The sequence below is a fragment of the Kribbella albertanoniae genome (assembly GCF_004348455.1).
GTDB lineage: Bacteria > Actinomycetota > Actinomycetes > Propionibacteriales > Kribbellaceae > Kribbella > Kribbella albertanoniae.
Genome location: NZ_SMKA01000169.1, coordinates 1 through 20,515, shown reverse-complemented (window position 1 = coordinate 20,515; position 20,515 = coordinate 1). Strand labels below are relative to the sequence as shown.

The window sequence follows — 20,515 nt, the reverse complement described above, 5'->3', positions numbered from 1 at the left end:
GGTGAGGGCTCGGTGGGCGCGGCCGATCTGGTCGTGCAGGGAGGCGTCGTCGGCGTCGAGGGATTCGACGATCTCCTTGACCTGGGCGACCGGGACCTGGGCGAGGTCGACGAGGGCGCGGATCAGGCGGAGCCGGCGGATGTGGGCGTCGCCGTACGAGGCCTGGTTGGGGCTGGTCAGTTCGCCAGGGGCGAGCAGGCCTTCGCGGAGGTAGTACTTGATCGTCGGGACCGGGATTCCGGTCACCTTGCTGAGTTCCCCGATCCGCATCGCTTGCCTTTCGTCGCCGTACGACGGATAGTATCAGTATCCATAAGCGGATACTGGAACTATCCATTGAAAGGAAGCTGATGATCGTCCTCGTACTGCTGCTGGCGACCGCCGCCTTCCGGGGCCTGGGTGCGCTCGGAGTGCGTCGGTACGGCGACTGGCGGGTGGCCGCGGCGCACGGGATGGCTGTGATGCTGCTGCTCACGGCGAGCGCGCACTTCGTACCGGCCGACGTGACCGTCATGCCGACGCACGCCGACCTCACAGCGATGGTCCCGCCGTTTCTCCCGTACGCCGACGGGCTCGTCTACCTGACCGGCGTCCTGGAGCTGATTGGCGCGGCCGGCCTCGTCTTGACCGCGACCCGCCGGGCCGCAGGCGCCGGCCTTGCCCTGCTGTTCGTGTTGTTGCTTCCAGCAAACATCTACGCGGTCATCGCAGACGTCAGTCTGGCAAGCCCTTTGTGGCAACGGATCCCGGAGCAACTGCTCTACATCGCCTGCGCGCTCTACGTCGCCAGCCGGAGCGAAACCAAGAAGGAGGTACTCGTATGACCGACGCATCACGGATCATCGCCGGCGTCATCCTGCTCACCATCGTCACGATCCAGTTCGGCGGCTACTTCATGACCAGGATCGTCCGTGGTCAGGTGCCGATGACGGATTTCCAGAAGTCGTTCGCCCGGGCCGGCCACGCGCACGCCGGAGTCCTGGTCATCCTCAGCCTGGTCGGACTCCTGTACGTCGACCAGACCAACCTGACCGGACCGGCGCTGTGGATCGCCAGACTCGCCATCCCGGCCGCCGCAATCCTGATGTCTGCCGGCTTCTTCGCCTCGTCCGCGGGGAAGGGACGAACCGCGCCCAACCAGTTCCTCTGGGTCCTGTGGCTGGGAGCCGCCTCGCTCGCCGTCGGCGTCGTGACACTGGGGATCGGACTCATCGTGGCGTGAACGACTGCAAGCGCCGACCCACATCGGCAATCAGAGCCGCGGTCTCAGCCGACGCCTCGTCAACCGTGAAGTCGGCGCCCAGGGCAACAATCCCAGCGACCAACTGCAGCAGCAACGACGGCGTCTCGACCGCAAACTCAACAACACAAGCAGAATCCCCAGCTGGCGCGACCCGACCTGGGTTGAACCAGTGAATGCTGGCCGACACCTCATCGGCCGGCAGTTGCACGGTGAGCCGGACGCGATGCCGGTACGGCGCGGACGTGAACGACTCGACCAGGTACGACGCCGCGTCGCCCGCCGGCAGCGTTCGCGGAACGAACCGGTGCAGCGCCGGACTGACATCCGCGATCCGGTCAACCCGGAAGAACCGCCAGTCCTCGCGGGCCGGGTCGAACGCCAGCAGGTACCAGTGCCACGAGACCGTCAGCAGCTGATGCGGTTCGACCCGGCGCCGCGACGACACGTCCTGCCGGTTCACGTAGTCGAAGGCGACCACCTCGTGGTTCCGGCAACAGCGCGCCAACGTGGCCAGCGCGTCCGGATCGACCTGCGGAATCCCGCTCCGCGGAATGGCCTCGGCCGAACCCATCGCCGCCAGCTGAGGCCGCAGTCGCGCGGGCAGCACCTGCGTGAGCTTGGCCAATGCGCTCATCGAGCTGTCCGCGATCCCAGCCAGCCCACCAGTCCCCGCGCTCACCAGTCCGAGGGCGACCGCGATCGCTTCGTCGTCATCCAGCAGGAGCGGCGGCAGCGTCGTACCGGATCCGAGTCGGTAGCCGCCCGCCGCACCGGTGGTCCCGGTGACTGGGTAGTCGAGGGCGCGCAGCCGCTCGACATCGCGACGTACTGTCCGCTCGGTGACGCCGAGGCGCTCGGCGAGCTCGTGGCCGGACCACTCGCGACGGCTCTGCAGCAGCGACAGCAGCCGGAACAATCGGCCAGGCATTGTACTCATTAAGGACAGGATATGTCCGGAAGGCCTCCTAGCGTGAGACCCATGATGTTGACGAACAAAGCGCAGAGGTACGACGACGCCCGGCTCGGCTACCAGCGGCTGGATCCGCACCGGCCCGAGGTGATCTTCGAGGTGACGAGTGCTGCCGAGATCGAGGAGGCGGTCCGGTATGCCGTCGACCACGACCACCGGATCGCCGTGCAGGGGAGTGGTCACGGGCTCACGCAGGGGATCGATGGGGGCGTGTTGATCGCGACCCGCCGGTTCAACGGCGTCCGCGTCGATGCGACCGCGAAGACGGCCTGGGTCGATGCCGGTGCGACCTGGCAGGACGTGATGACGGCGACCGCGCCGTACGGGCTCGCACCGCTGTCCGGCAGCTTCCCCGGCGTCGGTGCGGTCGCCTACACGCTCGGTGGCGGGCTGGGGTTGATGGCCCGGAAGTACGGGTACGCCGCCGATCACGTCCGCCGGATCGAGGTCGTCACGCCGGACGGTGTACGGCGCAACGCCGAGGACGACCCGGACCTCTTCTGGGCGCTCCGCGGCGGAGGCGGGAACTTCGGCGTGGTGACCGGCCTCGAGATCGACCTCTTCGACGTCCCGACCCTGTACGGCGGCAGTCTCTACTTCGACCTGGCCGAGTATCCACACGCTGTGGAGACCTGGAGCGAGTGGACGCAGACCGTCCCGGACGAGGTGACTTCCGCAGTCGCGCTCATCCCGTTCCCCGATGTCGAGGGGGTGCCGGCCCAGCTGCGCGGCAAGCGAATCGCTCAGCTTCAGTTGGTCGTCCTCGGCGATCCGGACCTGGTCGAACCGCTCCGAGCCATCGGTACGCCGGCCCTCGACACCGTCGGCGACCTTCCCTACCTCGAATCGGGCAAGATCTTCGCCGAACCTGACCGCTCCGACCACTACCGCTCCCACAGCGCCCTGCTCACCGACCTGGATGCCCTGGCCACCCTCCCGAAGGAACTCATCATCGGCATCCGTCACCTCGGCGGAGCACTCAGCCGACAGCCCGAGATCGCGAACGCAGTCGGCCACCGCAACGCGGCGTACGGACTGACTGTCCTGGCCCCAGGCAGCAAAGACGTCGACCGCCGCATCTTCGAGCCCTGGCAGGCCGCAACGATCGGGCGCCTGCTCAACTTCAGCTTCGAGAAGCTGACCTCAGCCGAGATCGCCGAGGCCTACGAGCCGGCCACCTTCGCCAGACTCCTCGAGCTGAGGGACCGGTACGACGCCGCCCGCCGACTGGCGCCCAACCATGAACTCCCCAGCCATGAACTCACAGCGCCGCGGTGACGTCGATCTCGACGAGTTGGCCGGTGAAGCCGAGCTGAGCGACGCCGAGCAAGGTGCTCGCGGACGCGAACGCCGGAGCGAGCGGTGACTCGTTGAGCTGGGTCCAGACGGCGCCCAGCTCGTCGCGGTCGGAGCTGTTGACGTAGATGACGGTCCGTACGACGTCATCCGGGCCGGCGCCGGCCGCGGCCAGGGCGGTCAGGATGTTGTCGATCACCTGTGCGGTTTGGCCGTTCAGTCCGCCCTCGGCGAGGTCGCCGGAAGGGGCGAGCGGGCACTGGCCCGCGAGGTAGATCAAGGTGTCGGCCTGGACCTTGGTCACGTGGTGGTAGCCGGGGGTCGAGTGCAGTCCGTCGGGATTGGTGCGCGAGATCGTCACCTGACCGAGCCAACTCGACCACGGTTGCCGAGGTCAACAGGTTTACTGGAAGCGCCGTACGAAACGCTTCTGCCAGGGCGTTTCGACAGCGTGCGGATCGTAGTGGCGGCGGACGTACGCGACCGCCTCGGCCGCCGGTGCACCGTCCAATACCGCCAGGCACGCGAGCGCCGTACCGGTCCTGCCGCGCCCGCCGGAGCAGGCAAACTCAACCCGCGATGATCCTGAACGCTCCAATGCATCCAAGAACACGTCGCGAGCCTCATCCCGTGAAGCCGGCAACCGGAAGTCCGGCCAGCGCAACCACCGTGACTCCCACTCGACAGCGGGCGGCGTCGAGCCGAGCAGATAGACCCCGTACGCCGGAAATGGCGCTGCCGCCGGGCCGTTGCGTAGACCGCGTCCGCGCACCATCCGACCCGACGGCAACTCGAGCACTCCAGGTGCTCCCTTGACCCACATCCACCAAACCCTAGACGAGCCGCTCCTCGGTGGACGTTGAGAACAGATGAAGCTTTGAAGGGTCCGCGGCCAGGTGGACAACCGCGCCCTTCTCGTTGTGCAGGCGGGTGCCGATGCGCGCGATGATCTGCTCGTTGGTGTGTGCGGCCGTCCCGTACAGGAACGCGTCCGAGCCGAGTTCCTCGATCACCGCGACGTTGACCGGCATGCCCTCGTCAGCCAACTGGAACGCCTCCGGCCGGACGCCCAGCGTCACGGTCTTGTCGGAGCCTGCCTTGGCGAGTACGTCGCGCGCGATCGGCACCACGTAGTCGCCGACCTGCGCGCCCCCGTCGACGATCGTCGCGTCGAGCAGGTTCATCGCGGGCGAGCCGATGAAGCCGGCCACGAACTTGTTCACCGGCCGGTCGTACAGATTCAGCGGGGTGTCGACCTGCTGCAACAGACCATCCTTCAGTACGGCGACGCGGTCGCCCATCGTCATCGCCTCGACCTGGTCGTGGGTGACGTAGACCGTGGTGACGCCCAGCCGGTGCTGGAGTTCGGCGATCTGGGTGCGGGTCTGCACCCGCAGCTTGGCGTCGAGGTTCGACAGCGGCTCGTCCATCAGGAAGACCTGCGGGCTGCGGACGATCGCGCGACCCATCGCGACGCGCTGACGCTGGCCACCGGACAACGCCTTCGGCTTGCGGTCGAGGTACTCCTCCAGGCCGAGCAGCTTCGCCGCCTCGAGCACCCGGCGAGTGCGCTCCTCCTTGTGAATGCCCTGCATCTTCAGCGCGAAGCCCATGTTCTCGCCGACCGACATGTGCGGGTAGAGCGCATAGTTCTGGAACACCATCGCGATGTCCCGTTCCTTCGGCGGCGCGTTGGTGACATCGCGGTCGCCGATGTAGATCGATCCGTCGTTGACCTCTTCGAGCCCGGCGAGCATCCGCAGCGCGGTCGACTTACCGGATCCGGACGGCCCGACGAGGACCATGAATTCGCCGTCCTGGATGTCGAGATCCAGTCGATCGACGGCCGCAGTATCGGTTCCCGGGTAGACCCGGGTAGCCCCCTTGAACGAGACAGTTGCCATATCCCGCACAACCGCCGTACTAGGAGATCAATTCCCCGGTGAAGTAAGTCCCCGGCCGGACTGCCTCGCCGAGCAGTTCCTGCAGCGCGACGACGGCTCGGCTCGGTTGCCGGCCGGCGATCGTTGCCACCGACAAGGTCCACGCCAACCCGGGTCCGGCCAGTGGCAGATGGACCACCCCGGGGATCGACGGGGAGATATCCGGTACGACGGCGATCCCGAGCCCTGCGCGGACGTATTCCGGCACCTCGCTCAGATCCGGCACCTCGACCTGCACCTGCCGCGGCACGCCGGCCCGCTCGAAGGCCTGATCCACCATCCGCCGATTCCCGAACCCGCGCAGCATGTCGACGAACCGCTCCCCGGCCAGCTGCTCGAGCGCGACCGAAGCCTCCTCGGCCAACCGATGCGACGGCGGAACCAGTACGGCGAAGGGCACCGACGCCAACTCACGCACGTCCAGCCCACTCAACTCGGACAGCGGTAGACCGAGCAGCGCAACATCGAGCCGCCCATGCCGGACGTCGTCGGCCAGCCCGGTCGACCCGGTCGGCGACGTCGTCACCTGTACGTCGACCAGCGGATACTTCCGGTGGAAAGCCCCGAGCAGCGGAGCGAGGTCGACCAACCCGAGGCGGGTCATCGTGCCGATCCGGAGGTTCCCGCGCAGCCCGGTCGAGGCCTCCTCGACCACCGAACGAGCCCGATCGAGGGCCTCCAGCGCAGCCTTCGCCTCTGGCAGCAGCGCGGCTCCCGCGGTCGACAGCGTCACCCGCCGGGTCGACCGGTCGAACAACGTGGTCCGCAGATCCGTCTCCAACGCCCGGATCGCGGCCGACACCGTCGACTGGACGGTGAACAGCCGCTGCGCCGCCCGGGTGAAGCTCAGCTCCTCGGCGACGGCGACGAAGTACTCAAGCTGCCGACTGTCCATGGCGTCAATTATCGTCAGTCTCGATAAGACAGTGCAAGAACTTTCGTTGGACTCGATAGATCATCGGAGGGAGGCTGTTGCTATGTCCACAACGTTGTCCTCGTCCCGGCCGGTCGAGTCCCGGGTGCGGTTCGGCCATCAGCCTGGGTTCTGGGTGATCGCCGCCGCCTTCCTGATCACGATGGCGTTCTCGACCGTTCCCACTCCGCTCTACGCGATCTACCAGCGGCGGGACGGCTTCCCGACGTACCTGATCACGATCATCTTCGCGGCGTACGCGGTCGGCGTGATGGTCAGCCTGTATCTGGCCGGCCACGTCAGCGACTGGCTCGGCCGCCGCCGGGTCGCACTCCTTGCAGTCCTCGCCGAAGCCGTGTCGGCAGCGATCTTCCTGATCTGGCCGGACGTCCCCGGGCTGCTGCTCGCCCGCTTCATCTCCGGTGTCGGCGTCGGCGTACTGACCGCGACCGCGACGGCCCACCTCTCCGAACTGCGCAAGATCGCCCGGCCTGACGAAGACCCGAGTCGGTCCGCGCTGATCTCGAGCATGGTCAACCTCGGCGGTCTGGCCTTCGGTCCGCTGGTCGGTGGTGTGCTCGCCCAGTACGTCGCCTCTCCGCTCGAGCGCCCGTACGAGATCTTCCTCGTGTTGCTGCTGCTCAGCGCAGTCGGGATCGCGCTGGTTCCCGAGACTGTCGAGCGGCTGGAGGAGCGTCCGGCGTACCGGCCGCAGCGGGTCGCCTTGCCGGCCGCCGCGAGACCGCTGTTCTTCGCCAGTGCGATCGGTGCGTTCGCGGCGTTCTCGATCTTCGGGCTGTTCACCTCGCTCGCGCCGACGTTCCTGGCCGGCGTACTGCACCAGCCGTCGCGGATCCTGGCCGGCGTCGTCACCTTCGCGGTCTTCATCGCCGGAGCCGGCAGCCAGGTGGTCTTCGTCCGGATGGAACGCCGCAATCAGCTGCGCCTCGGCCTGACCTTCATGTCGGTCGGGCTGATCGGTATCGCGACCGGCGGCCTGATCTCGAGCCTGGCACTCTTCGTCATCGGCGGCGTGATCGCCGGAGCCGGTGTCGGCCTGGTCTTCCGCGGTGCCGTCGCCACCGCCGCCTTACTCGCCGACGCAGGCTCCCGAGGCGAGGTCCTCGCCGCACTCTTCCTGATCGCGTACGCCGGTCTCGCGCTCCCCGTCCTGGCCATCGGCCTGGGAATCGCGCTGCTCCCGGCTGCAACGGCCCTACTGATCTTCTCCGTACTGATCTTCATCCTGGTCAATGCTGCCGTCCCGCGGATGCTCAAACACTAAGATCCACCGCATGGGCGTGACTGTGCAGGTTGGGGATCAGGAAGCGTATCTGGCGCGCGTCGGCCGGGCAGGGATGTTGCTGCTGCCGATGATCACCGGGATCGGCGAGCAGATCCGCGAGTGGGCGGACGAACTCGCCGCCGCCGGGATCACCGCCCTCGTCTGGGATCCCTTCAAGGGCAAGAGCACCGACAACTCGACACACGACGAACTCGCCGCGTTACTGCGCCAAAAAGACGACGACGAAGCGCTGGCTGAGCAGCGAGCCCTGCTCGACTACCTCACCGACGACCTCGGCTGCACCAAGGCCGGGGTCATCGGCTGGTGCCTGGGCGGCCGCTTCGCGCTCCTCCTCGGAGCCCGCGACCACCGCCTCGCCAACGTCGTCGCCTTCCACCCCACCAGTCCGTCGGAGCACCACGAGCAGCACACGTACGACACCATCTCCGACGCCGCCGGCATCATCGCCCCGGTCCTCGTGAGCTACCCGAGCGCCGACGTACTCGTCCCGAACGCCGACTTCGAGGCCCTCCAAACCGCCCTCCAGTCCCGCCCGGCAGGCGCAACCTTCACCCAGTACTTCCCCGGCGCCGAGCACGGCTTCTCCGACAAGGCCCGCCACGCCAACGAAACCAACGCCGCCGCCTTCCGCCTCGCCTGGCCCCAAGCCCTCGCCTTCATGAAGACGACGACGAGCTAGGCCGCCTGGCGGCGGTGGGCGGTGGGGGTTGTGCCGCGGACTCGTTTGAAGGCGACGCTGAGGGCGAAGGCGTTGGCGTAGCCGACTCGGCGGGCGATGGTTTCGACGGTGTCTTGGGTACTGCGGAGTTGGTCGGCGGCGAGGGTGATGCGCCACGTGGTGAGGTAGCTCATGGGCGCTTCGCCGACGACTGCGGTGAAGCGGCGGGCGAGGCTGGCGCGGGAGACTCCGACGCGGTCGGCGAGCTCGGGAACACTCCACGGGTACGCCGGATCCTCGTGCAGCAAGCGTAGTGCCGAGCCGGCGACCGGGTCGGTCTGCGCCTGATACCACCCCGGTGCCTGTGACTCCGGCCGATCGAACCACGCTCGCAACGTCACGATCAGCGCGAGATCGAGCCAGCGATCCAGCACGCTCTGCTGGCCGGGCGACTCGCGGCGGATCTCGCCGGCGATCATGTCCATCACCGGCCCGGCCAGGTCGGCGGCCGGGACCACGAGCACCGAGGGGAGTGCGTTGACGAGTCGGCGGCTGACATCGCCGGCCACCTGATAGGTGCCGCTGGCAATCATCGCCGAGCCCTCCGCGCGACCGCCGTACGTGCGCAGTCCGAGCCGTTCGCTGTAGTCAATAGGGGCTCCAGGCAACGGTTGGCAGATGTTGCCGGGCAGGATCCGGAGCTGCGGTTCGGTGCTGACGCTGTCGCCGACCACGTACGGCGCCGGGCCGGTGAAGATCGCGACGTCACCCCGCTCCATCCGGAGCGGCTCGATCCCGTCCCGGGTGATCCACGCGTCACCCCGCACCATCGTCGCGAGCGCGAGCGGTGCCTCCTCGCGGATCTCCAGCGCCCACGGCGTCTCCAGGATCCCGAGGTTGAACACCCCGTCCACCGCGCGGGTCCCGGTCAACAGATCATCCAGCACGTCCATGACCACACCCTACGCCGTTCTGAGCGTCTCGAACATCGAATTGCGCCAAACAACCATGGTTAAGCTCACTCAGCCGCGATGAACTAGAGCCATGACCAACACCAAAGAGATCCTCATCCTCGGTGGCAAAGGCAAGACCGGCCGCCGCGTCGCAGCTCAGCTCGACAACCGCCAGATTCCCTACCGCCTCGCTTCCCGAACGAGCGCGCAGCGCTTCGACTGGTACGACGAGAGCACGTGGTCACCGACCATCGGCGGCGCCGACACGGCGTACCTGGCACCGCCGGTCGGCGCGACCGGCCTCGCCCAAGCAGGCCGTTTCGTACAGCAGGCGGCCGACGAAGGCCTCCGCCGGATCGTGCTGCTGTCCGGCCGCGGTGTCGGCAGCCCCGGTCGCGAGTTCGCCGTCTACGAAGGCCAGCTCGGACTGGAGCACGCCGTACAGGCCAGTGGCGCCGACTGGACGATCATCCAGCCGGCCTGGTTCGCCCAGGGCTTCAGCGAGGACTTCCTCCGGTACGACGTTCTGGCCGGAGAGATCCGGTTGTCGGCCGGCGACGGTGGCGAGGCCTGGATCGACACCAACGACGTCGGCGACGTGATGGCCGCAGTCCTGCTCGACGAGGCCTACACCGGCGCGACCTACGCCCTGTCCGGCCCGCGCTTCCTCACCATGGCCGAGGTTGCCGCCGAGCTCAGCGCTGCCACCGGCCGTCCGATCAACTACGTCAACCTCGACCCCGAGCAGCACGTCGCCGAACTGATCGCGCAGGGCCAGACCCTAGAAGACTCGGAGGCCGTCCGCGACCTCTTCGCGGTCATCCGCAATCACCGCTCGGAGTACGTGTCGGACGGCGTCCAGCAGATCCTCGGCCGCCAGCCCCGCGACTTCACCGACTGGGCCCGCGACACCGCAGCCACCGGAATCTGGGCACAATGAAACAGAAAGGCCTTCACACCCACCTGGGTGTGAAGGCCTTTCTGTTCAGTGAGCTACTTGTGGTTGTGCTGGAGCTCGATCCACTCGTCGCGGGTCATCTCCTGCAGTTCCGTCGGTGCGGTCTTCGACTGGACGTTCGCACCCTGACCGACGGCGCCGCCGCCGAACGTGATGTTGGCCCAGTTGTTCTGGGTGGTCAGGGTGTTGGTGAGGTTGTCGTCGTTGATGTCGGCCGCGCCGGTGTCGACGGTGTCACCGTCGCAGTTCCAGTCGATCCGGCCGCTGGCGGTACCGGTCGACGTGCGGCTGGTGCCGTCCGGGCATTTCCAGCTGGTCTTGTACGTGTCGAGGTTCGGGCCCAGGCCGATCGACTCCTTCAGGGCGGTCTCGTTCAGCGCTGCCGGGGCGACGTTCGAGTAGCTCCAGTAGCGGGTGCCGTCGGCCTTCGGGACACCGCCGAGCTGGAAGAAGTAGTTCATCACGCTCAGGTAGTTCGGCTTGTAGTTGACGTGGTCCGAACCGCCGTGCCTGAGGCCGAGGTTGTGACCGAGCTCGTGGATGAACGTACCGACGTTGGTGTTGTCGGTCGCGTTCCAGTTGCACTTCGGTCCGACCGTGACGATGAACGTGTCGTTCGGGATCGCGAACGCGTTGCCGCTGCTGCAGCCGCCACCGTAGCTGTCTCCGAAGAGCGCGTAGTGGAAGACGGCCTTGCGTGCCGGCTTGAAGTGGGTGTTCTTGATCGCCGTGGTCTCCGTGGCCGCCGGGTTCAGATCGGCGTCGTAGGGGACCTCGTTGCCGCCACCCAGGTTGTACTTCGTGCCGCCGACCGGCCCGGCGTCGAGGTGGATATTGATGCCGGCGGTGCCGTTCGGGTTCATCACCGGGGCCTGGGCGAAGACCTGGACGATCCGGTCCAGCGCGGCCACGCTGGCCAGCCGTCCGGCCATGTAGTCCATCTCGACGAACAGGTCCTTCTTCTTCGGGTCTGCACCCATCGCCTTCAGGTCGACGTCGATCACGCCGTCACCGTTGGCGTCGTACCCGTTCGTCTCCCAGATGTCGGGCAGCGAGTCGCCGTCGGTGTCGGTGGCGAGCACCGCCTGCGACACGGGCGGGGCAACGTTCGGGCCGTCGGACGGTACGGCGGCGACCGCGCTGGTCGCGGCGAGCGCGGCGGCGGCGAGCGAACCGAACACGGTCAAAAAGGCAGGGCGGGGCCTCATGTAGATCTCCTTGAGGGGCGGTCAGTGATCTCCCGTTACCGTAGGTGGTTTCGGTAATTTTTGGCGGCCTAACTGGGTCATGGCTCAAGTGGGCCAAGCGATTGAGGCCTTCAGGTAGCGGACAGAACCCGGCCGCTACTGGTGGCAAGCTGGTCCCATGTCCGAAACCTCAGCCCGGTTGCTCTCGCTGCTGTCCTTGCTCCAGGCGCGCCGTGACTGGCCGGGCGCGCTGCTCGCCGACCGCCTCGAGGTCAGCGCGCGCACGGTACGCCGGGATGTCGACCGGCTCCGCGATCTCGGCTACCCGGTCCGCGCGATCAAGGGACCGGACGGCGGCTACCGGCTCGACGCCGGGGCCGAGCTGCCGCCGTTGCTGTTCGACGACGACCAGGCGATCGCGGTCGCCGTCGCCCTGCAGACCGCGACCACCACCGTGACCGGCATCGAGGAAGGTGCGTTGCGGGCGTTGGCCACGGTTCGCCAGGTGATGCCCGCGCGGCTGCGCCAGCGGGTCGACGCGCTCCAGGTGACAACCATCGACCGCTACCCGAACCGCCGTACGACGGTCGACTCGAACCAGCTCATCGCGATCGGGATGGCTGTTCGCGCTCAGGAAGTACTGCGGTTCGACTACCAGTCACCGGGTGCGCCCGAGGGGGAGTGGTTGCCGCCGCGGAAGGCCGAGCCGCATCACCTGGTCACCTGGGGCGGGCGGTGGTACCTGATCGGCTGGGACCTGGATCGCAAGGACTGGCGGACGTTCCGGGTCGACCGGATGACGCCGAAGACGCCGACCGGGCCGCGGTTCACCCCGCGCGAACTACCGGCCGCGGATGTCGCGACGTACATCTCGCGGCAGTTCAAGACCAAGGAACAGTTCCCGTGCCGTGGCGAGGCCGTGCTGCAAGTCCCGGCCAGCGAGGTCGCGCCGTGGTCCGGTCAGGACACGATGGTCGAGGAGGTCACGGCGACCAGTTGCCGGGTGACCATGACGGCCTGGTCCTGGGTCGGCCTCGCCGCCCGCTTCGCGATGTTCGAGTGCGACCTGGAACTCGTCGGCCCGCCCGAACTCATCGAAGCCGCCCACCAAATCGCCACCCGCTTCCAGGAGTCCCCACGATGACGGATGAACTGGTCCTCGCCGACGCTGCTGCCTGGCATGACTGGCTCGCCGCGAACCATCAGACCAGCGACGGAGTGTGGCTGGTGTGTGCGAAGAAGAACGTCACCACGCCGACCAGCCTCGCTGTCTCTGACGCGCTCGATGAAGCGTTGTGCCACGGCTGGATCGACGGACAGCGCAAGACCCGCGACGAATTCACCTTCCTGCAGCGCTACACCCCCCGCCGCTCCCGCAGTACCTGGTCCCAACGCAACGTCGACTACATCGCCCGCCTCGAGAAGGCCGGTCGCATGCAACCAGCCGGCTGGGCCGAGGTGGACCGAGCCAAAGCCGACGGCCGCTGGGCCAACGCCTACAGCGGTTCCGCGAACCTGGAGATCCCGGCGGACTTGGCCGCCGCGATCGCCGCCGTACCTCAGGCGCAAGCCATGTTCGACATCCTCACCAGCGCCAACCGGTTCGCCATAGTCCACCGGGTCAACGGCGCCAAACGCCCCGAAACCCGCGCCCGCCGCATCGCCCAGTTCGTGGACCAACTATCCCGAGGCGAAACCATCTACCCCCAAAAACAATCCCTCCCCACCCAGTAGTCCGCGCAACAACCAGCCGAACGGCCGACGGCCTACCTGCACGTTGCGCAGCAGAGCGCCGTCTGTACCTATCGGTATGTACAATCTTCGGTATGAGCGTTGAAGCGATTACTCGTGAGGTTGTTCTGGATCAGGTGCTGCCGGCTGACCTGCCGGTACGGCGGGTGCAGGCTCGGCGGATCACGATGTTGCCGGAGACTGCGGTCGGGGTGCACACGCACAACGGGCCGGTCTTCGGGAGCATCGAGTCCGGGTCAGCGATCTACCAGCTACGCGACGAGCCGGAGATCATGCTGAAGCCCGGCGACCTGTTCTACGAGCCGGCGGAGGAGCTCATCCGGTTCGACGCAGGCCCCGACGGCGTCACGTTCCTCGCCTACTTCCCGGTGACCGAAGGCCAGGAGCCGTTGCTGGAGCTAGTAGAGGACCGGGTTGAGGGGTGAGGAGATGACGTCGCCAGGCTGCGTGCCCGGCATCCAGGACAGATCGTTGCGCTGGGCGTCGTTGACCGGTTCTGAGATCTCCATGGATGCGTCGACGTAGATGACAGTCATCACCCGGCGCGGTACGTCGGTCGTGTTGGGTGGCGCGTGGTGGAACGTCCAGCCGAGGTGGTAGCTGACCTCGCCGAGCTCGAAAGGCTCGGACACCTCCGGAAACTCCTGCTCAGCAAGCGCCTTCTGCAGCACCCGCTCGGATTCGTCGCTGATCGGAAGATCGCGGCCGTGCTCGAAGGTATGGCTACCGGCCGCGAACGAGAGCGGCCCCATCTCCATCGGCGTCTCCTGCAGTGGCACCCACACCGTCACGCAGCGGTCGGTCGCGAACGGCCAGTAGTACTGATCCGCGTGCCACGGCGTCACGCCCCCGCCGGACTCCTTGTACAGCGCCTGATCGTGGTACAGCCGAACCGACCGCACGCCCAGCAACTGCGCGGCGATCTTCGCGAGCCGCGGCGACGACACGAACTCCAGCACCTTCTCGCTGTGCTGCCACAGGTTCGTCACCTGCAGGAACGCCTTCCCGTACGTGTCCCGGTCCGCCAGCGGCAGGTGCTGGGTGTTCAGCTCGATGACCTTCCCGGTGATCTCCGGCTCGTACGCCGCGATCGTCTCGGGACTCAGCACGTTCTTCAGCTTCACGAAGCCGTGCTGCCGGAAGTGCGCGAGATCAGCCTGGCTGAGCGTGTAGCCGGCCTCGAGCTCGGAGCGGGTAACCGTCATGGGACCCCAGGGTCCCCGGCGTTTCCGTCGTTGTAAAGGTCACAACACACCGGTATACGTGAGCGCGAAGGTCGCACACGGGAACAGGAAGAGCGACGCCAGCACGATGATCCCCTTGAACGACTGCCGCGGCCCGATCAGCTTGCCGTAGGCGACGACCAGCACCGGCACCATCACCACCTCGAGCACCAGCATGCTGCGCGGGATGATCGTGTCCGTCGCGGCCAGGATCACGGACAACGCCGCGGCCGCGATCCAGGCGCCGTACCCAAGCCTGTACGTCGTTCGCGCGCCGTAGCGGACCGCGATTGTCTGGTACCCGGCGGCCCGGTCGGCCTCCAGATCAGCCAGCGTGGTCGGCAGATAAAGGCCGATGGCGGCGAGCGTCCCTTGTAAGCCCATCAGCCACGGAAAGTCGCTGAGGTCGGGGTTGATCGCGGCCCAACCGGCCAGCGGGCCGAAGGCGCCGAGGGCCAGCGCGTTGACCGCGACATCGAATCCGGCGCGCGTCTTGAGCCGCACCGGCGGCACGCTGTAGGCGTAGCCGAGCAGAACCGCGAGCAGCACGCCGAGCGCGAACACGATCCCGACATGCAGGCTGATACCGACCGCTGCGACCGCGGCTGCGAAGGCTAACCGTTTCGCCGCGCGGAGCGTGATTCGCCCGTCCAGCAAGGGTGATTTCGCCTTGCGGGGATTGAGCCGGTCGCTCGGCAGGTCGTACGCGTCGTTGACCGCGAGGACGGCCAGCCAGACCAGCGGACCCATCACGACCGCGCCGACGATCAGCCGCGGCCACTCCTCGAGCGGCGGGATCAGCTCTCGCGTCGCGAGCAGGATGCCGACGTAGTAGGGCACGATCGAGACGACCCAGAACGCCGGCCGCCCGACCGCGATCACATCACGAACCCTGTGCGGTGCTGTCCGGGCTATCGCGGTGGTGGCCACACCACCACTCTCCTCCCGCAAGCCCGGACCGCACCTCCCTCCAGCGCGTGAGACCCCTCACTCTCCAGCGTGGATGTGAGCAAGGGAGCCATTCTCGAGCGCGACCCACACCGAACCATCGGTGTCGACGGCCAGCCCGTGCGGCTCGGACCCTTCGCCCAGCTCGATCACCTCGACCACCGCACCCCCGACATCCATTCGCGCCAGCGAACCCGAACCCCACAACGTGATCCAGCACCCGCCGTCCGCGGTCGCCACCACGGCATGCGGCTTCGACCCCGCCGGCAACGGGAACTCCTCGATCGTCCCGTCCGCGCTGATCCGCCCAGCCTGATCCGCCTGCAACTCCACGAACCAGACCGCCTCGGGTCCGGCGCTGATCCCGACCGGCCCGGCACCTGAGGTCGGCAACGGGTACGTCGTCACCTCGCCCGCCGTCGTCATCCGCCCGATCGCGTTGCCCTGGTTCAGCGTGAACCACAGCTCATCGGAGCCGGTGATCATCGCCGGAAACCCACCGGCAACCCCGATCGGGTACGTCGTGACCTCGCCGTCGGCCGTGATCCGCGCGACCTGATCCGTGCTCATCAACGTGCACCACAAGGCGTTGTCGGGTCCAACGCAGATCCCGTACGGCGCCCCGGCGACCGCGATCGCCGAAATGTTGCCAGCGGCATCAATGTGGCCGACGTGGTCGTCACCGTTCCGCGTGAACCACACGCCGCCCGTGCCCGCCGTGATCACCATCGGCCGGGACGCGGGTGCACCCAGGTCATAACGCTGTCCGGCCGCGCGGACGACCGCGCCGGCGTGCACGAGCGTGGTCCACACCTCGCCGGCCGCGACCGCGACGCCGTACGGGCCCTCACCCGGACCGGAGATTTCAGTGTGTGACAAGGCAGGACTCCTTCAGATCGAGAACGGCGTCGCGCCAGCGCGAGACGAACCGGCGGTCGTGGCTGATCACGACGAGCGCTCCGGCGTACCGGTCGAGCGCTGCCTCCAGTTCCTCGACGAGGACGAGCGACAGGTGGTTGGTGGGTTCGTCGAGCAGCAGTACGTCGTACGGCGTACTCAGCAGACGGGCCAACGCGAGCCGCCGGCGTTGTCCGGTGGACAGGTCGCCGACCCTCGTCGACAACTGGTCCGCTCGGAACAACCCCAGCTCGGCGGCGCCCTGATGACGGGCGAGTGCCATCCGGAGTGGTTCGTCCGGACGCGGTTCGGTCACCTCCTGGTGGAGATAGCCGATGTGGCCGCGGCGTTCGACGTACCCGGAGTCCGGTGGCAGCCGGCCGGCGAGGACGTCGAGCAGAGTGGACTTGCCGATGCCGTTCGGTCCGGTGATCAGCAGGCGGCCACCGGCCGGTACGTCGATCGAGGTCGGCCGGAGCCGTTCCTCGACAGCGACTCCGATCGCGCTCAGTCCGGCCGGCGACCCGGTCGTGCGGAGCGACGCGGTGAAGCGCAACGGCTTGGCTGGAATCGGTGCCGGCTCCTCCTCCAGCCGACGCAGGCGCTCCTTCGCGTTGCGGATCTTGCTCCGCTCCGCCTCGTTCACCCGGCCGGTCGCACGGTCGTAGGCGACCTTGTTGTTGTCCTTCATCGGCCGACCATGAGCAACCCGGTCTGCCGTGGTGCGGACGGTATCGCGCATCGCGGCGACGTCGTCCTCCCACTGCTGCCGAGCCTGTTCGAGCCGCGCTCGCTCGGCCGCCTTCTCCAGCAGGTAACCCTGGTAGCCGTTGCCGTACCGCGTGATCCGGTGCGTGTCGCCGTCGACCTCGAAGAGCGTCGAGGCGACCCGCTCCAGGAACGCGCGGTCGTGCGAGACCACCACGGTCGTGCCTCGCCGGGAGCGCAGATGACCCTCCAGCCAGGTCGCGGCCGTGGTATCCAAATGGTTGGTTGGTTCGTCGAGCAGCAGGATCTCCGGCGCTGAGGCCAGGACCGCGGCCAGGTGCAGCCGAGCGAGTTCGCCGCCCGACAGCTCCGACAACCGGCGGTCCGCAGGGACCATGCTCAGCCCGAGTCCGTGGGTGGCCCGTGCGAACCGGGCGTCCGCGTCGTACCCCTCACGGAGTTCGAACTCCGCCTGCAAATCGCCGTACTCATCAAGAACGTCGAGCTCACCACCAGCGAGGCGAGCCTCGAGGGCGCGGAGCCGAGCCTCGACCCGGCGAAGGTCGGCCAGCGCGTGATCGGCGAGCGCGGCGACGGCGAGCTCCAGCGGCAACGGGTTGTCCTGGGCAAGGAAGCCCAGGCTGCCGGCCGCGGTCACCGAGCCGTCGGTGGCCGGCTCCAGACCGGCGGCGATCCGGAGCAGCGTCGACTTGCCGGAACCGTTCTCGCCGATCAGCCCGCTGACCTGCCCAGGCGGGAAGGCGCAGCTGATGCGATCAAGGACGAGCTGGTGATCGAACGACTTGGTGACCTCGTGCAAAGACAGCTGGGTAGACATACGTGTGCTCCTGACTCTCGCGGGTTCGGACTGACGAACGGCGGGTCAGAAGATCACTGGTCAACTCCTTAATGCGACGAATGTTGCGTTAAGATGATGACATGACCGAGACCGATCGCGCAAGCAGGCCGGGTGGTCGGTCCGCACGCGTGCGCGCCGACGTACTGGCTGCAGTCGCCGCCGAGCTGACCGAGCACGGGTACGACGGACTGTCGATCGACGGGGTCGCCGCGCGATCCGGCGTCCACCGGACGACCGTGTATCGGCGGTGGAAGACGGTGGCCGGGCTGCTCGTCGACCTGCTGCAGACCGACGACGACTGGGCCCCTGCCGACACGGGTTCGCTCGAGGGCGACCTGATCGCGCTCAATCGCGAGGTGTACGACGCCTTGACCGAGCAGCCGTCCGTGACCCAGGCCGTGATTGCCGCGTCCTTCCGTACGCCGGAAGCCGCGGAGGCACTCACGGCGTTCTGGGCCGATCGCTACCGCCGCTCGGCCGCCGTCGTCGAGCGGGCGATCGCGCGGGGTGAGGTGCCCGTGAGAACGAATGCCCATGAAGTGGTGGTCGCGGCGACCGGGCCGCTCTACCACCAGCTCGTCCTGCTCAAACAGCCGCTGACACGGGCGGCGGCCGACCGGTACGCCCGGCTAGCCTCAGGGATGTGACTGGGCGATTGATCGATGAAGTCGTGGTGGTGACCGGGGCTGCGCGCGGGATCGGACGCGCGGTGGCAGCGAAGGCAGCCGCCGAAGGTGCCGTGGTCGGGCTGATCGACGTACTGGCTGGTCAGCTCGCGTCGACCACCGCCGAACTCCAAGCGACCGGCGCCCGAGTCGCCTCCGTGGTCGGCGACATCACCGACGAGACCTCAGTCGCCGCAGCGGTCGCTCACCTTGCTGCCGAACTCGGCCCAGCGACCGTGCTCGTCAACAACGCAGGCAAGAACGCGTACGCCGACGCGACCCAGATGACCGTCGCCGAATGGGACGCCGTCTTCGACGTAGACCTGAAAGGCGCCTGGCTGATGGCCCGCCAGGTCCTGCCCGCCATGATCGAGAACAGCCACGGCGCGATCGTCAACATCGCCTCGATCCACGCGTCCCTCACCACCGCCGGCATGTTCCCGTACGCCGCCGCCAAGTCCGGCCTGGTCGGCATGACCCGCTCCCTGGCCCTCGACGTCGGCCCCCACAACATCCGCGTCAACGCCGTCAGCCCCGGCTACATCGCCACCGACCTCCTCGAAGAGTTCTTCACCAACTTCCCCCACGAACGCACCCACGCCCTCACCGTCCACCCCCTCAACCGCATCGGCACCCCCGAAGACGTAGCCGAAGTCGTCTGCTTCCTGGCCTCCCCCGCCGCCTCCTTCGTCACCGGCGCCAACTGGTCCATAGACGGCGGCCTCAGCATCCGTTACGCCTGAATCGCTGCGTTCAGCGTGCTTCTTCGATGAGATCCACGGCTTCGTCCATTCCGTACCGCTCGCGGAGAACGAGAAGCAGGTCGTCCACGGATTCGGGCGGGAACTGCCGCCGCGCCGACATCGTGGCAACAGCGCGCAGCCCACGCCGCGGATTGACTGCCACGGTGTCCGCCGCGAAATCGCGAGCCGGCCGGATCTGAATGCCGAGGGGTATCCGCGCCGAGGGGAAGTCCTTCAGGTTCTCGGTGACGATGGCTCCGGCGCCGCCGGCCACTGCGGCCGCGAGAACGTGCTCGCCGGCGGGGTCCGGGAGGCCGAAGGTCCCGTCGTACGGCTCCCAGTGGCTTACCTCGGCGTCGTCGAATGCCGCACGCATCTGCTCCACAAGGTGTGCCGACTGTGATTCGGCCTTGGCCGGTGTAACGGAACGCTGGACCAGCTTGCGCACGTGGGTGTAGCGAAGCTCTTCGAGAATGGCGCTGCTCCACAGTGGCCGATAGAGGCTCTCGGCGGCGAGGGAGAGGAGGAAGTCGCGCTGGGTGCTGGGCCAGAGGACTGAGGTGTCGAGGACGGCGCTGAACACTGCGCTGATTCTCAGCTGCGGCGGCGGTTGGCGAGCTCTTGGCGGATTGCTCGGAGTTGTTGCTGGACGGCGGCTGGGTTGTCCTCGGCGTCCAGCTCGATGGCGGTTGCGGTGATGGCGTCGTACTGGCGCTGGCGGCGCCGCTCGCGATAGTCGAGCAGTTCGCGAAGCAGGACCCTGCGGCGGGATCCGATCCGCTCGGCCGGGAGCTCGCCTTGGTCGATGAGCCGGACCACGGTCGGGCGGCTGACGCCCAGCAGATCGGCGGCCTGTTGGGTGGTGAGCTTGGAGCTCTGGGGTGCGACGGTGACGGCGTGACCGGACCGCAACGCCTCGACGACCTGGAGTAGGACCATGTGCAACGCCTCCGGCACCTCGACCTGATCACCCTCCTGTGCACCAGCCAGGAAGTAGCGCGGCTCGGGAGCGGTGCCGTGCCGGCTCTCGTGCGCGAGCAGGAAGCTCGCCACCGACGCCAGTTCCTCAGGCTGATCAGGCAGGTACGTCTGCTGCTCCAGCGCCTCGGCCGTCATTGCGTCTCCCGAAGTTATCCGCGAACAAAAGGAAAGAATGTTCGTAACGTTCGAATAGTATCCCGCTCAACTGTGCCGGACAAGCGACTCAGTTCGTGGGGTTGTAGGCGCAGGCTTCGGCGAGGTCGGGGGCTGATGGTTTGGGGGTCGGCTTGCGGGTCGCGGGCGCGGTTGGCT

The 20,515-nt window shown here is 67.6% G+C and carries 25 protein-coding genes; 11 read left to right on the top strand and 14 right to left on the bottom strand.

Annotated elements, in window-relative coordinates; translation table 11 throughout:
- Positions 1 to 270, bottom strand: a 270-nt coding sequence (locus E1261_RS29005; RefSeq protein WP_132412064.1) for a MerR family transcriptional regulator, incomplete at its 3' end; no start/stop codon positions are given.
- 80 nt (positions 271 to 350) lie between these two features.
- Between E1261_RS29005 and E1261_RS29000 the strand changes: the two genes are divergently transcribed.
- Both E1261_RS29000 and E1261_RS28995 read left to right on the top strand, forming a co-directional pair.
- On the top strand, positions 351 to 824 hold the full coding sequence (locus E1261_RS29000; protein ID WP_132412062.1) for a DoxX family protein: 474 nt from the start codon (positions 351 to 353) through the stop codon (positions 822 to 824).
- Positions 821 to 1,222 (top strand): hypothetical protein, encoded by a 402-nt coding sequence (locus E1261_RS28995; RefSeq protein WP_132412060.1) that lies wholly within the window; start codon positions 821 to 823, stop codon positions 1,220 to 1,222. Before E1261_RS29000 ends, E1261_RS28995 begins: the two co-directional genes overlap by 4 nt.
- Here E1261_RS28995 and E1261_RS28990 read toward each other — a convergent pair.
- Positions 1,209 to 2,180 (bottom strand): helix-turn-helix transcriptional regulator, encoded by a 972-nt coding sequence (locus E1261_RS28990; protein ID WP_132412058.1) that lies wholly within the window; start codon positions 2,178 to 2,180, stop codon positions 1,209 to 1,211. The two genes, E1261_RS28995 and E1261_RS28990, sit on opposite strands and share 14 nt — an antisense overlap.
- 42 nt (positions 2,181 to 2,222) lie before the next feature.
- Between E1261_RS28990 and E1261_RS28985 the strand changes: the two genes are divergently transcribed.
- On the top strand, positions 2,223 to 3,491 hold the full coding sequence (locus E1261_RS28985) for an FAD-binding oxidoreductase (RefSeq protein ID WP_202875115.1): 1,269 nt from the start codon (positions 2,223 to 2,225) through the stop codon (positions 3,489 to 3,491).
- Here the strand turns inward: E1261_RS28985 and E1261_RS28980 are convergent.
- From E1261_RS28980 to E1261_RS28965, 4 genes are read right to left on the bottom strand one after another with little or no spacing between them, the layout of a single operon-like run.
- A complete protein-coding gene (locus tag E1261_RS28980; protein ID WP_132412054.1) occupies positions 3,475 to 3,870 on the bottom strand; it encodes a RidA family protein in 396 nt (131 codons plus the stop codon). The genes E1261_RS28985 and E1261_RS28980 overlap by 17 nt on opposite strands.
- Before the next feature lie 42 nt (positions 3,871 to 3,912).
- A complete protein-coding gene (locus E1261_RS28975) occupies positions 3,913 to 4,332 on the bottom strand; it encodes a protein-tyrosine phosphatase family protein (RefSeq protein ID WP_132412052.1) in 420 nt (139 codons plus the stop codon).
- A 10-nt stretch (positions 4,333 to 4,342) separates the two neighbouring features.
- Positions 4,343 to 5,413 (bottom strand): ABC transporter ATP-binding protein, encoded by a 1,071-nt coding sequence (locus tag E1261_RS28970; RefSeq protein ID WP_132412050.1) that lies wholly within the window; start codon positions 5,411 to 5,413, stop codon positions 4,343 to 4,345.
- 19 nt (positions 5,414 to 5,432) lie between these two features.
- Entirely contained in the window at positions 5,433 to 6,347 is a 915-nt protein-coding gene (locus tag E1261_RS28965; RefSeq protein WP_132412048.1) for a LysR family transcriptional regulator, read from the bottom strand.
- A gap of 82 nt (positions 6,348 to 6,429) precedes the next feature.
- On the opposite strand from E1261_RS28965, the gene E1261_RS28960 reads away from it, so the two are divergent.
- Positions 6,430 to 7,650 carry an MFS transporter gene (locus tag E1261_RS28960; RefSeq protein WP_132412046.1) on the top strand — a complete coding sequence of 407 codons (1,221 nt, stop codon included), beginning with the start codon at positions 6,430 to 6,432 and terminating at the stop codon, positions 7,648 to 7,650.
- A gap of 10 nt (positions 7,651 to 7,660) precedes the next feature.
- Positions 7,661 to 8,350: a dienelactone hydrolase family protein gene (locus E1261_RS28955; RefSeq protein WP_132412044.1), complete on the top strand. Its 690-nt coding sequence runs from the start codon at positions 7,661 to 7,663 to the stop codon at positions 8,348 to 8,350.
- Here the strand turns inward: E1261_RS28955 and E1261_RS28950 are convergent.
- Positions 8,347 to 9,282: an AraC family transcriptional regulator gene (locus tag E1261_RS28950; protein WP_132412042.1), complete on the bottom strand. Its 936-nt coding sequence runs from the start codon at positions 9,280 to 9,282 to the stop codon at positions 8,347 to 8,349. The genes E1261_RS28955 and E1261_RS28950 overlap by 4 nt on opposite strands.
- Positions 9,283 to 9,373: 91 nt before the next feature.
- Here E1261_RS28950 and E1261_RS28945 point away from each other — a divergent pair, with 91 nt between their 5' ends.
- On the top strand, positions 9,374 to 10,222 hold the full coding sequence (locus E1261_RS28945; RefSeq protein WP_132412040.1) for an NAD(P)H-binding protein: 849 nt from the start codon (positions 9,374 to 9,376) through the stop codon (positions 10,220 to 10,222).
- Between the two features lie 53 nt (positions 10,223 to 10,275).
- On the opposite strand, the gene E1261_RS28940 is transcribed toward E1261_RS28945, so the two are convergent.
- Positions 10,276 to 11,448 carry a zinc-dependent metalloprotease family protein gene (locus E1261_RS28940; RefSeq protein WP_132412038.1) on the bottom strand — a complete coding sequence of 391 codons (1,173 nt, stop codon included), beginning with the start codon at positions 11,446 to 11,448 and terminating at the stop codon, positions 10,276 to 10,278.
- Between the two features lie 157 nt (positions 11,449 to 11,605).
- On the opposite strand from E1261_RS28940, the gene E1261_RS28935 reads away from it, so the two are divergent.
- The 3 genes from E1261_RS28935 to E1261_RS28925 all read left to right on the top strand — a co-directional run bounded on the left by E1261_RS28935 (position 11,606) and on the right by E1261_RS28925 (position 13,604).
- Entirely contained in the window at positions 11,606 to 12,571 is a 966-nt protein-coding gene (locus E1261_RS28935; protein WP_132412036.1) for a helix-turn-helix transcriptional regulator, read from the top strand.
- Positions 12,568 to 13,161 (top strand): YdeI/OmpD-associated family protein, encoded by a 594-nt coding sequence (locus E1261_RS28930; protein ID WP_132412034.1) that lies wholly within the window; start codon positions 12,568 to 12,570, stop codon positions 13,159 to 13,161. Before E1261_RS28935 ends, E1261_RS28930 begins: the two co-directional genes overlap by 4 nt.
- Before the next feature lie 92 nt (positions 13,162 to 13,253).
- On the top strand, positions 13,254 to 13,604 hold the full coding sequence (locus E1261_RS28925; protein ID WP_132412032.1) for an AraC family ligand binding domain-containing protein: 351 nt from the start codon (positions 13,254 to 13,256) through the stop codon (positions 13,602 to 13,604).
- Here E1261_RS28925 and E1261_RS28920 read toward each other — a convergent pair.
- From E1261_RS28920 to E1261_RS28905, 4 genes are read right to left on the bottom strand one after another with little or no spacing between them, the layout of a single operon-like run.
- Positions 13,578 to 14,384, bottom strand: a complete 807-nt coding sequence (locus tag E1261_RS28920) for a phytanoyl-CoA dioxygenase family protein (RefSeq protein ID WP_132412030.1) — start codon at positions 14,382 to 14,384, stop codon at positions 13,578 to 13,580. The two genes, E1261_RS28925 and E1261_RS28920, sit on opposite strands and share 27 nt — an antisense overlap.
- Positions 14,385 to 14,423: 39 nt before the next feature.
- A complete protein-coding gene (locus E1261_RS28915; RefSeq protein WP_238176493.1) occupies positions 14,424 to 15,332 on the bottom strand; it encodes a UbiA prenyltransferase family protein in 909 nt (302 codons plus the stop codon).
- A gap of 57 nt (positions 15,333 to 15,389) precedes the next feature.
- Positions 15,390 to 16,229 carry a Vgb family protein gene (locus E1261_RS28910; RefSeq protein ID WP_132412028.1) on the bottom strand — a complete coding sequence of 280 codons (840 nt, stop codon included), beginning with the start codon at positions 16,227 to 16,229 and terminating at the stop codon, positions 15,390 to 15,392.
- Entirely contained in the window at positions 16,216 to 17,793 is a 1,578-nt protein-coding gene (locus E1261_RS28905) for an ABC-F family ATP-binding cassette domain-containing protein (protein WP_132412026.1), read from the bottom strand. The genes E1261_RS28910 and E1261_RS28905 overlap by 14 nt, the downstream gene beginning before the upstream one ends.
- 101 nt (positions 17,794 to 17,894) lie before the next feature.
- Here E1261_RS28905 and E1261_RS28900 point away from each other — a divergent pair, with 101 nt between their 5' ends.
- Positions 17,895 to 18,461 (top strand): TetR/AcrR family transcriptional regulator, encoded by a 567-nt coding sequence (locus tag E1261_RS28900; protein WP_132412024.1) that lies wholly within the window; start codon positions 17,895 to 17,897, stop codon positions 18,459 to 18,461.
- The gene (locus tag E1261_RS28895) at positions 18,458 to 19,222 is read left to right on the top strand and encodes an SDR family NAD(P)-dependent oxidoreductase (protein ID WP_132412022.1); all 765 of its coding nucleotides are present in this window, start codon (positions 18,458 to 18,460) and stop codon (positions 19,220 to 19,222) included. The genes E1261_RS28900 and E1261_RS28895 overlap by 4 nt, the downstream gene beginning before the upstream one ends.
- A 10-nt stretch (positions 19,223 to 19,232) precedes the next feature.
- Here E1261_RS28895 and E1261_RS28890 read toward each other — a convergent pair whose 3' ends face one another.
- Together E1261_RS28890 and E1261_RS28885 are read right to left on the bottom strand one after the other, a co-directional pair.
- Positions 19,233 to 19,805, bottom strand: coding sequence for a PIN domain-containing protein (locus tag E1261_RS28890; RefSeq protein WP_132412020.1), 573 nt, complete (start codon positions 19,803 to 19,805; stop codon positions 19,233 to 19,235).
- 11 nt (positions 19,806 to 19,816) lie between these two features.
- Positions 19,817 to 20,338, bottom strand: coding sequence for a helix-turn-helix domain-containing protein (locus E1261_RS28885; RefSeq protein WP_132412018.1), 522 nt, complete (start codon positions 20,336 to 20,338; stop codon positions 19,817 to 19,819).
- Positions 20,339 to 20,515 lie beyond the last annotated feature (177 nt).